Source organism: Acetobacter senegalensis (genome assembly GCF_001580995.1).
Taxonomy (GTDB): domain Bacteria; phylum Pseudomonadota; class Alphaproteobacteria; order Acetobacterales; family Acetobacteraceae; genus Acetobacter; species Acetobacter senegalensis.
Genome location: NZ_LHZU01000121.1, coordinates 1 through 14363 on the forward strand (window position 1 = coordinate 1; position 14363 = coordinate 14363).

The 14363-nt window shown below is 55.4% G+C and carries 11 protein-coding genes; 2 read left to right on the forward strand and 9 right to left on the reverse strand.

Annotated elements, in window-relative coordinates:
* From AD948_RS06665 to AD948_RS06675, 3 genes are all read right to left on the reverse strand, one after another.
* Positions 1–1832, reverse strand: a 1832-nt coding sequence (locus tag AD948_RS06665) for an excinuclease ABC subunit UvrA (RefSeq protein ID WP_061471249.1), incomplete at its 3' end; no start/stop codon positions are given.
* A 77-nt stretch (positions 1833–1909) separates the two neighbouring features.
* Positions 1910–2248: a hypothetical protein gene (locus AD948_RS06670; protein WP_061471226.1), complete on the reverse strand. Its 339-nt coding sequence runs from the start codon at positions 2246–2248 to the stop codon at positions 1910–1912.
* Positions 2245–3252 (reverse strand): glutathione S-transferase family protein, encoded by a 1008-nt coding sequence (locus AD948_RS06675; RefSeq protein ID WP_061471227.1) that lies wholly within the window; start codon positions 3250–3252, stop codon positions 2245–2247. Before AD948_RS06675 ends, AD948_RS06670 begins: the two co-directional genes overlap by 4 nt.
* Positions 3253–3427: 175 nt before the next feature.
* Between AD948_RS06675 and mobB the strand changes: the two genes are divergently transcribed.
* Positions 3428–3946, forward strand: coding sequence for a molybdopterin-guanine dinucleotide biosynthesis protein B (mobB, locus tag AD948_RS06680; protein ID WP_061471228.1), 519 nt, complete (start codon positions 3428–3430; stop codon positions 3944–3946).
* On the opposite strand, the gene AD948_RS06685 is transcribed toward mobB, so the two are convergent.
* From AD948_RS06685 to fdnG, 5 genes are all read right to left on the reverse strand, one after another.
* Positions 3934–5151, reverse strand: a complete 1218-nt coding sequence (locus tag AD948_RS06685; protein ID WP_061471229.1) for a molybdopterin molybdotransferase MoeA — start codon at positions 5149–5151, stop codon at positions 3934–3936. The two genes, mobB and AD948_RS06685, sit on opposite strands and share 13 nt — an antisense overlap.
* 161 nt (positions 5152–5312) lie before the next feature.
* On the reverse strand, positions 5313–6278 hold the full coding sequence (gene fdhE, locus AD948_RS06690) for a formate dehydrogenase accessory protein FdhE (protein WP_061471230.1): 966 nt from the start codon (positions 6276–6278) through the stop codon (positions 5313–5315).
* Complete coding sequence (locus AD948_RS06695; protein WP_061471231.1) at positions 6275–6928, reverse strand: formate dehydrogenase subunit gamma; 654 nt, start codon at positions 6926–6928, stop codon at positions 6275–6277. The genes fdhE and AD948_RS06695 overlap by 4 nt, the downstream gene beginning before the upstream one ends.
* Before the next feature lie 2 nt (positions 6929–6930).
* Complete coding sequence (fdxH, locus tag AD948_RS06700) at positions 6931–7887, reverse strand: formate dehydrogenase subunit beta (protein ID WP_061471232.1); 957 nt, start codon at positions 7885–7887, stop codon at positions 6931–6933.
* An 8-nt stretch (positions 7888–7895) separates the two neighbouring features.
* Entirely contained in the window at positions 7896–10946 is a 3051-nt protein-coding gene (gene fdnG / locus AD948_RS06705) for a formate dehydrogenase-N subunit alpha (protein ID WP_082782341.1), read from the reverse strand.
* Positions 10947–11417: 471 nt separating this feature from the next.
* Here fdnG and AD948_RS06710 point away from each other — a divergent pair, with 471 nt between their 5' ends.
* Positions 11418–12395 carry a hypothetical protein gene (locus AD948_RS06710; protein ID WP_039904141.1) on the forward strand — a complete coding sequence of 326 codons (978 nt, stop codon included), beginning with the start codon at positions 11418–11420 and terminating at the stop codon, positions 12393–12395.
* 59 nt (positions 12396–12454) lie between these two features.
* Here AD948_RS06710 and pckA read toward each other — a convergent pair whose 3' ends face one another.
* Positions 12455–14089, reverse strand: a complete 1635-nt coding sequence (gene pckA, locus AD948_RS06715) for a phosphoenolpyruvate carboxykinase (ATP) (protein ID WP_082782342.1) — start codon at positions 14087–14089, stop codon at positions 12455–12457.
* Positions 14090–14363 lie beyond the last annotated feature (274 nt).

A 14363-nucleotide genomic window follows, 5' to 3' on the forward strand; every position in this document is an offset into this window, starting at 1 on the left:
AAGGCCTGCCTCACCAGATCAAACAATCCGGTATACGTTGCAAGGTTGGAACGCGGTGTGCGGCCTATGGGCTTTTGGTCAATAACCACAAGCCTGCGCACCTTTTCCAAACCCGAAACAACACGCCCTTGCGACTGTCCGGCTTCCGCCGGATCAAAAGGCGTGTCTTCTTCAGTGTCTTCATCAAGCGCAACCGGCTGACCCAAAGCACGAGAAACGATGGAAACCAATGCCTGTTGAATCAGGCTGGATTTTCCAGAACCGGAAACTCCCGTGACGGACACCAACACGCCCAATGGCAGAGAAAGATCAAGATCCTGCAGATTATTCCACGTGATATTTGCCAGCTTGAGGAACGTTTCCGCCACCCGCGGCGGCGTCTCCCGCTTTGTGGGAGCATCAAATAGATAATGCCGTGTCTGGGAGGCCTGGACGGTCTTCAGGCCCTCAGGTGGGCCACTGTAAAGCACCTGGCCGCCACGCTCGCCTGCCTGTGGTCCAACATCCACCAGCCATTGCGCGCGCCGGATAACATCCGGATTATGCTCCACCACAAGCAGAGAATTTCCCGCTGCCAGCAGGCCATCAAGCGCTCTCAATAGCGCCTGTGTGTCCGCCGGATGCAGGCCGGAGCTGGGTTCATCCAGCACATATACCACCCCGAACAGATTGGAACGGATTTGAGTACCAAGCCGCAAGCGCTGATATTCGCCGGGAGAGAGAGTTTGCACGCTCCGGCTAAGCTGGAGGTAGCCCAGCCCCAGATCAAGTAGCACGGCAATCCGCTCAATCAGCGATGCTACGATGCCCTGCGCCGCGACACTCACCGCATCCAGCCCAGTCATGTGTGGCTGCATGACCTGCAATGCCTGAGCAATATGCTTCAACGGAAGGGCCGAAAATTCCGCAATATTCCGCCCATCAAATGTGACTTTGAGAGCATCCGGATTCAATCTTTGACCATGGCAAAGGGGACATGGCGAACTGACCATGAAGGATGCCGCCCGCGCCCGCATTTTCGCACTTTGGGATTTTGCAAAGGTTTGAAGCACATACCGCCGTGCGCCAGTAAAGGTGCCGTTATAATCCGCAGGGTCTCCGCGTTTTATGGCGGCCAGAACGTCTTCATGCGTGCGGCCCGGATAAACGGGTTCAGTCGGCGTTTCCTCCGTGTATAAAATCCAGTCGCGCGTTTTTTGCGGCAGATCTTTCCACGGCTTATCGACATCAACTCCGCGCGTGATCAGAATATCGCGCAGGTTCTGCCCCTGCCATGCGGTGGGCCAAGCCGCCACGGCACGCTGCCGGATGCTGAGAGTATCATCCGGCACCAGCGTTTTCTCGGTCACATCATAGATGCTTCCTAGCCCGTGGCAGCGAGGGCATGCCCCCATAGGCGTATTGGGAGAAAAGGATTCAGCTTCCAGCCGCGCCATACCCGGCGGATAAGACCCGGCGCGCGAGTAAAGCATACGCAACAGATTGGAAAGCGTGGTGACACTGCCAACAGTGGACCGTCCGCTGCTCCCTCCCCTTTGCTGCTGTAAGGCGACGGCAGGCGGAAGCCCTTCAATACTCGCCACCGCAGGCACAGGCATCTGGTTGAACAGTCGCCGTGCGTAAGGAGAGACAGATTCAAGATAGCGCCGCTGCGCCTCGGCGTAGATTGTGCCAAAGGCCAGTGAGGATTTACCAGACCCTGAAACCCCGGTGAAAACCACCAACTGGTCACGCGGCAAATCGACATCAACGTTTTTCAGATTATGTTCCCGTGCGCCCCGAACACGGATCATAGACTGGGAGGATGGAACGGGTGTGGCTTGATCTGTCATGGCCTCACTATACCGCGAGGATACAGAGAGCGTGACACCCCGCGCGTGCATCAGACCCATGCAGACAACAGGGAGCCTTAACTTGCTGTGACGGCTTCCAACCCAAGCCAGTGCGGCTTGCGCCGCTCTACCCACGCCAACGCCCGATCTGTCAGACGCCGCAGAAAAGCAACATCTTCAGAAAGAAGCACAATCCCCAAAGGCAACATCCAAAGCCCCAAAACCGGTAGAATGGAGAGAAAACCACCGCAGATCAGCAATATCCCAGCCGGGATCCGCGCCCAACGAGCCTGTGGCTTGCGCATCCACCGCACAGCAGGCCGTGCCTTTTCTGGCAGCCGGAGGATAAGCAGTTCGATCCGACGCTCATGGTCGTCCTCTATTTCCAGGATTTCTGTCAGAGTGCGTTCTGTCATGGTGTTTCAATTCCTTCTCCCGAGAGGCTTACCGCCATACGGGCTGCGCCAAAAGGCGGTTGAGGACCTACCGGCACAATTCCTGTTGGGTCCAGCCAAGGATGGCTCAGGTAATAATGGTGCTTGATGTGAAAGAAACTCACAGTTTCTGCAATGCCCGGCAACGCGTAGAGCCGCTCCACATAGCGGCTGAGCACGGGATAATCGCACAGGCGGCGGACGTTACATTTGAAGTGTCCCACATAAACCGCATCAAAGCGTATCAATGTGGTGAAAAGACGCCAGTCAGCTTCCGTCAATTGCTCTCCCACCAGCCAGCGCCTGCCACGCAGATGATGTTCAAGCCAGTCCAATGTTTCAAACAGATCATTCAGCGCGCGTTCATAAGCCTGCTGGGATTGTGCAAAGCCGCATTGATAAACCCCGTTATTCAGCGTGCGATAAATACGCTCATTCACCGCATCAATCTCACCACGCAGCAGAACAGGGTAATAATCCCCTTCCCGCGCCCCCACTTCATCAAAAGCGCTGTTCATCATCCGAATGATGTCGGCGGATTCATTGCTGACAATTGTATCTCGATACGTGTCCCACAGTACGGGAACAGTCACATTGCCTGAATAAGCGCTATCAGCCCGCACATAGAGTTCATACAGAAAACGGGCAGAATGAAGCGGATCAGGCTGCACACCCGGCCCAGCCTCAAACGTCCAGCCTTGCTCGCCCATCAGCCAGTGCGTGACGGAGAGGGAAATATGACCAGTCAACCCTTTCAGTTGCCTGAAAATCAGGGTGCGGTGAGCCCACGGACAGGCCAGAGAAACATAAAGGTGATAGCGCCCTGGTTCCGCACGAAACCCTCCCTCCCCTGTTGGTCCAGCCTTGCCATCGGGTGTAATCCAGTTTCTGAACTGTGACGGTTGCCGCGAAAATGTTCCGTTTTCATCCGAGGCATGCCTGGCGCCTTGGGCCGCATGCCATTTGCCATGCAACAGATAGCCCATTCTCACTCCTTCCGTGCTTTGCACTCCGTATGTTCTGAATCTGAACGCAGTTGACGCCTGAAATTGCATAGTCCTTCGAAAAGAATTCCCTGTTTCCACCGTTTCTTTCGGTCACTCGCACCTATGGATCATCTCTGATAGAGCAGAAAATCGTCCGCACATTTCAGGAACCGCCATGACCAGACCCAGGCAGCAAGCCGTTATTGGCCTTACAGGCCGCAGCGGCTCCGGCAAAACCCATTTGATGGCGCGCCTGCTGCCAGCCCTACGCGCACGTGACCTCAGCGTTTCCACCATCAAACATACGCATCACCACATTGATATTGATAAGCCGGGCAAGGATTCCTTCATCCACCGTCAGGCGGGAGCATGCGAGGTCATGCTCGTCACACCTGATCGGTGGGTTTTACAGCATACCCAGCCAGAACCGAGCCTGCGTGACGTTCTCTGCCGTATGGCGCCTGTGGATCTGGTTATTATTGAAGGGTTTCATGCCTCTATTCCCGCAGCGCTTGAGGTTTACCGGCCCGAAGTTGGAAAAGAACCGCTTTTTAAAACGCAGACCAACATTCTTGCTGTGGCAACCACCACCCCATCTGCTGTGCCTTCATCCCTTTTAACTCTCGATCTGGACAACACAGACGCCATAGCGGAATTTATCCTGAAAAATTCCTGCTCTGTTCAATTGATATGAAGAGGCATTACCCATCGCGTCTGTCCCGCAATAACAGGCGCATGCGGGTCAACCCGCAACAACGCATTGGCACGTGTCAACACGATAATATCTGAGGCCCCAACAGTGGGAAGCAGAGAAATGCGCCATCCCGAACCGTCAGACTGGCAGAAAACAGGGACAAAATGCGTAGTATCGCACGCAGGGGCCAGTTCAAAATCGACAGTACCGGCTATCAGCACAGGCCTGTGCGCATCCCCCATCACGGAGCGTAGATACGGCAAAAGGAATACCAGTGCACAGACGGCAGAAGCCCCGGGGTTTCCCGGCAGACAGAAGGCCAGTTTTCCGTCTTGCTCCAGAATGGACAGCGGCTTGCCCGGCCGGATTTTAACGCCACGAAACAGGACCCCGGCACCCAGTTCCTTCAGAACATCCAGAACGTTATCTGTATCCCCCACCGATATGCCACCAGTGGTTACCAGCATGTCTGAATGTTCCCAAGCAGAGCAAAGAACGGCGCGCAGTTGATCCGCGTCATCTGAAGAAACCACATGTGTTTCCACTTCGGCCCCGGCAGAGGCGAGCAAGGCCGCCAGCATGGGCGTATTTGAGTCCGCCCGGGCATCCGGTGCGTCTGCTGCTAATTCCGCGCCATTTGCCACCACGGCAATACGAAGCGGGCGCACCACCGCCACCTGCTGCACATTCTGGCTTGCCAGCAAAGCGATATGCCGCCAATCCAACGCCTGCCCTCGTCGAACAAGACAGGTACCCCGCGTAAATTCCTCGCCCTTGCGACGGATATTGGCTCCTTGTTCGGCCAGGGCATGAAGAGGGCGAACGCATTCTGTCTGGGGGTCAAGCTGCATGCGCTCACCCGCCATCACGCAATCTGCCCCCGGCGGAATACGGGCGCCGGTCAATATCCCTTGCGCGTCACCCATTTTCAGCGCTGAAGGCATGTCACCTGCCACTTTCTGCCCGACCACCCTCAGTCCTGCGGGCGCTGCGGCCATTGCTGAGTGGGCAAAAGCGTAGCCATCCATAGCGGAAATATCAGCTACGGGCCGATCAGAAACAGCCAGCACATCCTGCGCGGCAATGCGCCCGTTACTGTGAGAGAGTGGCACATTCTCGGCTTGGTCGGATCTTTTTTCCGCACAGGCCAGCACAAGCTGCAAAGCCGTTGGATAATCGACCAAACCTGTAAAACTATTCCGCATCACCACCTGTTACTTTTGTCTCCGGCATAAAAAAGCATGAGCGCCATTTTGTGCCAGCGCCACCATCAGTTTACCCGATGCCCCCGCTCTGCAAGCCACCGCAAGGCCTTGCTCTTTCTATTGCAGCGTCTGGAAGGGGTGAGTGTTCCAAACGCTGCGTATCAGACTGGAAAAGCAAACGGATTCAGCGTGGCCCGCACATATCCCTGCTCTTCAAGAGCAGCGTCCAGCCCGAGCGAGGCAAGATCATCCGCCACCACTTCCAGCGCCGGGTCCCTGTCCTGCCGGAAGAGCTTCACATAGCCGTGGCAATCCCCACAGGTTTCTCCCTGAATGACTGCATCTGTTGTCTCAAAGGACCAATAATCCACGTGGTCTGTTCCGCCGCAGACACTGCATGTCGCACGCACTTTGTGCCAGCGTGTCTCGCACAGACTGCATTGAAGGTAGCGCAATCCCTCACGGTCTCCTGTCAGCACCAGACCGCCGGAAGGCGGAGCACCGCAACAGGGGCAGCGGGCTCCCCCTGTCTCAAGCCCCTCGCCCGCCGCGCCTTCCGGTGCGGCAAGGGCAACGGCCTGCGCCCAGAACACGGAAAGGGCCGCCCACAGAATCACAGAACGCCCTGCATCAACAGCCGCATAGTCTCCGGCCAGAAGGGCTGCGGCCTTTGCTGCCAGTTCACTACGATCAGCATAGAGCAGATCAATCAGGCCAGCCGCAGCCGGTTCAGGCATAAAAGGAGACAGGTTTTCAACCATCCCTCTGAAGGCATCCTGCCAGTAGGCACTTTTCTCCAGCATGGCAGCAGAGGGCCGCTCTGGGCGAGAAAGGCCGTCTCCCAGCAACGCACTGACAGGGGTTGCATCGTCCGCACTGAGTGGGGCGTCCCTGAGCAAGCGAGCCTGTTCATCAACCAGACGCGCGGCAAAGCCCAGATATCCCTCATTCCGCTGTGGGGTGCCACCCTCCCCTTCAGCGGTTTGGGCCTGCTGATCAAGCTGGCGCAAACGCTCCGCCCGCCTGCGATACAAAACCGCCAACCGAGGCAGGATAATGGGCTCAATGGCCTGAACACCGGGAACTGTTTTATCCAGCGGCGGAAGATCAGAAAAAAAAGCGCTCATGAATGATGTTTCACCGGGGCATCAGAGGCAGGCTTGACCTCTTCATCATACCAGCGGTCATGATGCTGCCTTGCCCATACGCGGGATACGTAGCCTGTCAGCATACCCGTAATGGAGCCGCGCACCCAAAGACCCATGTAAATGTGCCCCACCACCAGCAGGATCAGCCCAAGCCCGGCCGTGGCGTGCGCCAGCAAGGCAAGCCGAATAACCGGGATGGGAAAGAACGCTGCAAAATAGGCGCGCCAGATCACGATACCGGTGAAAAACAGCACAGAAATAAGGGACATGATCCCCCAGAACAGAAGCTTCTGACCGGCATTATATTTGCCAATCCTCAGCTTTTCACCATGCTTGTTCATCAGCACGTCAAGCACATGCCGGAACCAGATCACATCCGTTTTTACCAGCAGGTTATGATGCACAAACCGGAAGAACATGACCACAAGCAGCAGAAACACCACTGTACCAAGAAACGGATGCAGGATGCGCGCTGTCTGTGGGGTTCCCAGAACGTTTCCTAACCAGTTCAGGCTGGGGAAAAACCAGGAAAGCCCGGACATGGCCACCAGAAAAAAGCAAGCCACCATGGTCCAGTGGCACATCCGGTCAAAAAACTTGGTGCGCAGAACAGAATTTCTCGTATCCATGATTAGTCCCTCCCTTCCGCACGCTCGTCTTCAGGGCGCTGTTGCGGGGGCCCTCCGGCATCCAACAGTTCTTTCTGTTTGGGTTCCGGCTGGTCTTCTTCATCTGTCGTGTTAGGGCCAACCCCCACGTAATGGGCAAAGGAGGCGGCCAGAGTGACAATAAATCCAAGCGCCCCCACGGGTTTGAGCCATTCTTTCCAGCCGCGCACAACCGGGCTGATATACGGGTCTTTTGGCAGCCGATGATAAATCTCCGGTGTGTCCGCATGTGTCAGCACATACATGACGTGAGTGCCCCCAACACCTGCAGGGTCATACAGACCTGCACCTTCATGCCCGCGGCTTTTCAGTTCATCAATTCGGTTAGCAGCAAGCTGCTTCATGTCCGCTTTGGAGCCAAAAGCAATGGCACCCGTGGGGCAGGTTTTAACGCACGCGGGCTCCTGCCCTACTGCCACGCGATCTGCGCACAGGGTGCATTTGTAAGCCTTGTTATCTTTTTTGCTGATACGCGGCACATCAAACGGGCATCCGGCAACACAGTAGCCGCAGCCTATGCACTGGTCAGACTGAAAATCCACAATACCGTTGGCAAACTGCACAATGGCACCGGGGCTGGGGCAAGCCTTCAGGCAGCCAGGCTCCGCGCAATGCATGCAGCCTTCCTTGCGCAGCAGCCACTCCAGTTTGCCGCTTTCATCTTCCACTTCATCAAAGCGGATAACGGTCCATGTTTCGGGCGCAAGATCGGCGGGGTTATCATACACCCCAACGTTATGCCCAACCTCGTCGCGCAGATCATTCCATTCTGAACACGCAACCTGACACCCCTTGCACCCGGTGCAGAGAGAGACGTCAATCAGCTTGGCGACTTCCTCCTGATGGCTACGGGCCTGAGGCGCAGGTGTCATGCCATTGGTGGCAGAGCGCCTGATGATATCCTGTGACTGCATACTCATCGCGCGCCTCAGACCTTTTCTACATTGACAAGGAAAGCCTTGAACTCAGGCGTCTGGGTGTTGGCATCCCCCACGGCGGGGCTGAGCGTATTGGCCAGATAGCCCTTGCGCGTTGCCCCCCGGAATCCCCAATGGCAAGGAATGCCAATCTGCTCCAGATCCCGGCCCATGACATTAAGCGTCTTGATACGCTTTGTTACGACCGCCTTGGCTTCAATATATCCGCGCGCGGAGGAGACCTTTACTTTGTCTCCCGCAGAAATATGCAGCCTTTGAGCCAGTTTTTCACCAATTTCCACAAACTGTTCCGGCTGAATAATGGCGTTCAGACGTGAATGCTTGGTCCAGTGCCGGAAAAGCTCGGTAATGGAGTAGGTTGTCGCCACATAGGGAAAATCCTTGGGCGAGCCCATACGCGCCCGATCATCCTTCAGCACACGCGCTGTTGGATTATAGGAAACGGCCGGATGCAACGGATTATTTTCCAACGGAGATTCCGTCGGCTCGTACTGTTCCGGGAAGGGGCCATCAGACATACCACCACAGGCAAACAGGCGCCCCACTCCATCCGGCAGCATAATAAAGGGACTCACGCCGCTCCCCGGCGGAGAGGTAACGGGATAATCCGGCACATCTGCCCCCTTCCAGCGATCCCCGGTCCATTCCAGTATCTTGCGTTTGGGGTCCCATGGCTTGCCCGCTGGGTCGAGGGAAGCCCGATTATACAGGATACGGCGGTTGGCAGGCCAAGCCCATGCCCAGCCGGGAGTGCAGCCCAACCCGGTATCCGTATTATCGCGGCGGGACATCTGATTACCCGCTTCTGTCCAGGACCCCGCGAATATCCACGCAAAGCTGGAGGTTGTGCCATCATCCTTCATTACGGAGAAATCGGGCAGCAACTGGCCCTTACGCACGACAACCTTCCCTTGGTCATCCGTAATATCGGCCAGCGCATAGCCATTGGATTCCTGCGCCACTTCCTCGGGCGTGGGGTCTTCCGGGTCCTTGTAATTCCACTGCATGTTCAACACAGGATCGGGCGATACGCCACCTTCCTTGCGGTACAGATCACGGATCTTCGTGAAGATCGTGCCGATAATCCGCCCGTCCTGCCACGCTTCACCGGGGGGCTCAGCCCCGGCAAAATGCCATTGCAACCAACGACCGGAATTGACAATGGAGCCATTTTCCTCAGCAAAGCAGGAGGACGGCAAACGAAAGACTTCCGTCTGTATCTCTTCCGCCTTCACATCATTAAAGACGCCTTCATTCTGCCAGAAGGACGCTGTCTCCGTTGACAGCGGGTCAATCACCACCAAAAACTTCAGCTTAGCCAGCGCCTGCGCAGTTTTATTCTTATCCGGCATGGCTGCCAGCGGGTTGAAGCCCTGCACAATGTAGCCATTCACCTTGCCCTGATACATCCGGTCAAAATAGGCCAGCATGTCATAGCTGCGGTCCCATTTTGGAAGCCAGTCATACCCCCAGTTGTTGGCAGCGGTTGCGTGGTCACCCCATAGGGTTTTCTGCAGACTGACAAAAAATTTGGGCGTGTGGTGCCAGTAATTCACCTGACCGGGCACATCTGTAGCGGGTGTACTTTCCTTCAGATAGGTGCCGATATCCTGCTGCTTATCTGACGGCAGGTTCAGGTAACCCGGTAACCTGAGAGAGAGCAGGCCCAGATCCGTGTAGCCCTGAATGTTGGAATGCCCACGCAGCGCGTTCATCCCTCCGCCCGGCATACCAATGTTGCCCAGCAACAACTGCACCATGGCGGCTGCACGAATAACCTGAGAACCGCTTGTGTGATGAGTCCAGCCGAGCGCAAACAGGAAGGTGGCGGTCAGATCCGGCGCACTGGTCCGCGCCAGTTCCTCGCACACATGCTGGAAATCCTTGAGAGGTGTGCCGCATAGTTTGGTCACCATCTCCGGCGTGTACCGCTCCACATGCTTGCGCAGCAGGTTCAGAACGCAGCGGGGGTTCTGCAAAGTTGGGTCCTGACGGGCAAACCCCTTTTCGTCCCGCTCATATGTCCAGGAGCTTTTATCGTAGGTCTTCTTTTCGGCATCATATCCGCTGAAAAGACCCTCTTCAAAATCATAGTCTTCACGGACAATCAGCGCGGCATTTGTATAGGCCTTAACATACTCATGCTGGATTTTGTCATGTGTCAGCAGGTAGTTCACAACCCCCAGCATGAACGCGGCATCTGATCCTGCGCGAATAGGGGTATAGAAATCAGCAACAGCCGCGCTACGGTTAAAGCGCGGGTCAACAACCATCACCTTGGCACCATTGCGGATCTTGGCTTCCATCACCCATTTGAAACCCACAGGGTGGGCCTCCGCCGGGTTACCGCCCATAATCAGAACCACGTTGGCGTTTTTGATATCGACCCAGTTGTTGGTCATGGCCCCACGCCCAAAGGTGGGCGCAAGGGCGGCAACCGTCGGCGCGTGGCAGACACGCGCCTGGCAATCCAGCCCCAACATGCCCAAAGCACGGGCAAACTTGAAATCAAGCACTCCTGTCTCATTACTGGCGGCGGAAGACGCAAGCATGCCGGAACTCAGCCAGCGATTGACCAGTTCGCCTTTTTCATTCCGTTCAATGAAATTCTTGTCACGATCATCCTTGAGCAGCCGGGCAATGCGATCTGTCGCTTCTTCCCAACTGATCCGCTTCCATTCCTTTGAGCCGGGTGCCCGGTATTCAGGATATTTCAGCCGCCCTTCACTGTGAATGAAATCGACCAGCCCCGCCCCTTTGGGGCATAGGGAACCTCGGCTGACGGGATGATCCGGGTCCCCTTCAATATGAAAAATGCTCGGTTTCGCATTTTTAGCGCCATCACCAAGGCTGTACATCAGAATGCCGCACCCTACGGAACAATAGGTGCAGTTATTCCGGGTTTCCTTGGCCCGAAGCAGTTTGTACTGGCGCGAATCTCCCGCATAGGCTCTGGGCGGTGCAAACCCCAGCGCCACTGCGCTGGCTCCGGCTGCGCATGTGCCGCAGGCTTGTAGAAACTGCCGTCTTCCCAGAGTCATGTGGTCATGCCTTTTTATCGTAACAAACTGCATAACCGCTATTTAAGTTCTTTCGCACAATCTGAAATTGATACAGATCACGCGCAAAATTGCGTGAATATATTCTAATATATACAGTTATTCAGGGGAATTTGCGCTATCTCCTCCAACAATTTGAAACACAACACTATTTAGCGGCGCCCGGGTAGCCTCACCATCAAACCGCTTGCTCCCGATCTGGGGTTTTGTGGGCCTTAATTTTCCTCCATCCGCTCCGCCCCTTCCCCCCGTAATTTTCCCATGCTCCATTTTTTTTCAAAATATTTATTGCAATTGATACTTGTTCTCAATAACAAGGAAGGCGGAGCACCTGCCGGCGGTATCCCGTCCGTCTTCCCTAATCCTGGCAGCGTGCTCCACCCACAAGCTGACGCGACTGCTGCACTGTAACAGTCAGCTTTTTGTTCTCCTGGGATGGGCAAAGAAAACCACATGACGCACTCCACCACCTATAGCGCCCAATGGCACCTGGCACATTCGCAGCCTTCAGTTCTGCTTGATTATTTCAATCCCACCCGTGGCTTCATACCTCAGATCAACCTCCTGTTCAGCCGCTTCAAAGCTGTGCAAACTCTTTGTGAAGCAGGCGATGGAGAAGAAACCCTCATTCGCCTACGCAACGAACTGGCTTTCCATCTGGTGAAAATGTCCCGGTGGTGGGGATTTGATTTCTGCCCGCGTGGATTAACAGGCGTGCGTAACCCCCTCTTTCTGACATTTGTCAAAGCCCACATTGCCCGCGTCATTGACGATGAATGTTTCTTTGATCTTTTCACCATGCAACGGCAGATGCACAGCGGAGATACCGGGCACATCCTCATTTTAGGTAAGGATCAGTTCAGCTCTTCCGCCCGAACCATTCTGTATGGCGTGGACGGCGGCAAGGGTTTCCGGTTTGCCAACAAGGTCCAGAACTCAGACCCTGAGTGGCATCGCTACAGCTATCCGGATTTTGCCAGCGCATGGCTGGCCGCATGGTCTACACATTGCTCGGGCACCAATGTCTGCAAGAACCTGCGCGAACATCTTGCTGCCGAGCGTGAACACGCCTGTGCCCGTACGTGGCACCAGCGCTATTTCCATCATCAGGACGCCCGCAACGCCATTAAAAATCATGGTGAAGCGCAGGCGCAGCTTTCAATCTGCCAGTCCCCATTTGGGCGGGCTGAATTTGAAACCATCGTGAACAGTCTGGCCTATGACATTGTTAAGGCGGCGTTTGACCGCTCACTGACCATTGCCGACCTGATTGAAGAAAATGGTGATGCAGATGGTACTCTGCGCACTGCAAACGGTATTAAGCAGCAAGCCCGCCAACACGTGGCCAACAACGTTGACCCATGCCATCGCCCCGACATGGAACACCTGCTCGACCGCACACTCTCCTACATTCCGCGCCGCTGCGCCTAACACCGGAGATAAGGGGGCAAACTCGCCCCCCTTTTTTTACCCTCTTTTAGAACCGCCTTTTATGCAGCGGCTCCTGCGACGGATTGCAGAACTGCCGGGCTGACATCAGCAGCAAACTCCTGCGCATTTTTCTCAAATAACGCGACGAGCTTCTTGGCCTGCGCCTCATAAGCAGCCTTGTCCGCCCAAGCCTGTGCGGGGTTAAGAACCTGATCCGGCACGCCTTCAACATGGGTCGGAATACTCAGGCCAAAATAAGGTTCTACCTCAAAGGTCGCGTCCTTCAGGGTATCTCCCAGCACTGCGGCCAGAATGGCGCGTGTATAGGCCAGAGACATTCTTTTGCCCGTGCCGTAGGCTCCGCCTGTCCAGCCAGTGTTGATAAGCCAGCAGGACACCTGCCCTGCCGCCAGACGCTTGCGGAGCAGTTCCCCATAAATAGCTGGCGGACGCGGCAGGAAAGGCGCGCCGAAACAGGCAGAGAATGTTGCTTCCGGCTCATCCCCCAGCCCCTTTTCCGTCCCGGCGATACGAGCCGTGTAGCCGGACAGGAAATGATACATCGCCTGATCTGGCGTGAGCTTTGCAACAGGAGGAAGAACACCAAAAGCATCCGCCGTCAGCATGAGCACATGACACGGCTTGCCACCACGACCATTTGCAACTGCGTTGGGAATAAAATCCGTGGGGTAGCAGGAGCGCGTATTTTCCGTGCGGGATGCGTCATCCAGATCCAGCTTGCCGCCATTCTCTACCGTCACATTCTCCAACACCACGCCAAAGCGGTGAGAGGCATTCCAGATATCGGGCTCGGCGTCCTTGTTAAGGCGAATGACCTTGGCGTAGCAGCCACCTTCAAAATTGAACACACCATCATCCGACCAGCCATGCTCGTCATCCCCGATCAAAGGACGGTTGCGGTCAGAGGAAAGCGTTGTCTTGCCTGTTCCGGACAATCCAAAAAACAGAGCGCTGTTGCCTTCACCATCAATATTGGCGGAACAATGCATGGGCAGCACGCCTTTGGGGGGCAGCAGCCAGTTCATGACCGTGAAAATGGATTTCTTGATCTCACCCGCATATTGGGTGCCAGCAATCACAATCAGCTTTTGCTCAAAGGAAAGAGCAACAGCTGTGGAAGACCTTAAGCCGTACGTTTCCGCATCAAGCGCCAGATCCGGTGCGTGCAGAATAACGTAATCAGGGGTGAAGCTTTCCAGATCCTCCACTGGTGGGCGAATGAACATGTTGCGGGCAAACTGCGCATGCCACGCATTGGTGGTCACCACCCGCACGCGAATACGATGCGCAGGGTCTGCTCCCGCATAAAGATCCTGCGTAAAAAGCTCCTGCCCGGCCAGGTAACCCCGCACGGTATCTGTCAGACGTGTAAAATGCTCGGGGCTCATTTTCTGATTAGTGGCGTTCCACCAGACATCGGCCCGGCTACCAGCCTCATCAACAATGAATTTATCCTTGGCAGACCGCCCGGTGTGTTCTCCGGTATCAACTGCCAACGCGCCATCTTCAGATAAAACGCCCTCCAGTCTTTCCAGGGCAGCCGCGACCAGTTCAGAAGCGGAAAGATTGGCGTAAACGGCATGGAAAGACGTCACACCTGTCTTGTCCAGTGCCTTGCGCGGGTCCTGGCCTTTAACGCCTTCAACACCCTTTGCTTCACAGCGGTCTTGCATGATCTTTATCTTCCTTATTTTTGTCACGCACGTGTTGCCGCCGTTTTCCTTCAAAGCCTTGCTACAAAGCCTTCAAAAAACAGAACGACAGACGTTCCTGTCTCCTTACGAAGAACGCACTATCTCTCAGTGTTCCAAATTTTTAAAGTCCGGAATCACGCTCTTGCTACGCCGTCAGGCTCAAGTGGTACGCAATACAGCCTTGCGATTTTTTTGATGTGCTTTTTCGCAGCCCAAAAATGAAGAAGACCCTACTGTTATCAGAGCTTCAACT

Excerpts from the sequence above, each read along its gene's own strand:
- AD948_RS06670 (WP_061471226.1), bottom strand. The coding sequence starts at position 2,248 with ATGACAGAACGCACTCTGACAGAAATCCTGGAAATAGAGGACGACCAT.
- AD948_RS06675 (WP_061471227.1), bottom strand. The coding sequence starts at position 3,252 with ATGGGCTATCTGTTGCATGGCAAATGGCATGCGGCCCAAGGCGCCAGG.
- mobB (WP_061471228.1), top strand. The coding sequence starts at position 3,428 with ATGACCAGACCCAGGCAGCAAGCCGTTATTGGCCTTACAGGCCGCAGC.
- AD948_RS06685 (WP_061471229.1), bottom strand. The coding sequence starts at position 5,151 with ATGCGGAATAGTTTTACAGGTTTGGTCGATTATCCAACGGCTTTGCAG.
- fdhE (WP_061471230.1), bottom strand. The coding sequence starts at position 6,278 with ATGAGCGCTTTTTTTTCTGATCTTCCGCCGCTGGATAAAACAGTTCCC.
- AD948_RS06695 (WP_061471231.1), bottom strand. The coding sequence starts at position 6,928 with ATGGATACGAGAAATTCTGTTCTGCGCACCAAGTTTTTTGACCGGATG.
- fdxH (WP_061471232.1), bottom strand. The coding sequence starts at position 7,887 with ATGAGTATGCAGTCACAGGATATCATCAGGCGCTCTGCCACCAATGGC.
- fdnG (WP_082782341.1), bottom strand. The coding sequence starts at position 10,946 with ATGACTCTGGGAAGACGGCAGTTTCTACAAGCCTGCGGCACATGCGCA.
- AD948_RS06710 (WP_039904141.1), top strand. The coding sequence starts at position 11,418 with ATGACGCACTCCACCACCTATAGCGCCCAATGGCACCTGGCACATTCG.
- pckA (WP_082782342.1), bottom strand. The coding sequence starts at position 14,089 with ATGCAAGACCGCTGTGAAGCAAAGGGTGTTGAAGGCGTTAAAGGCCAG.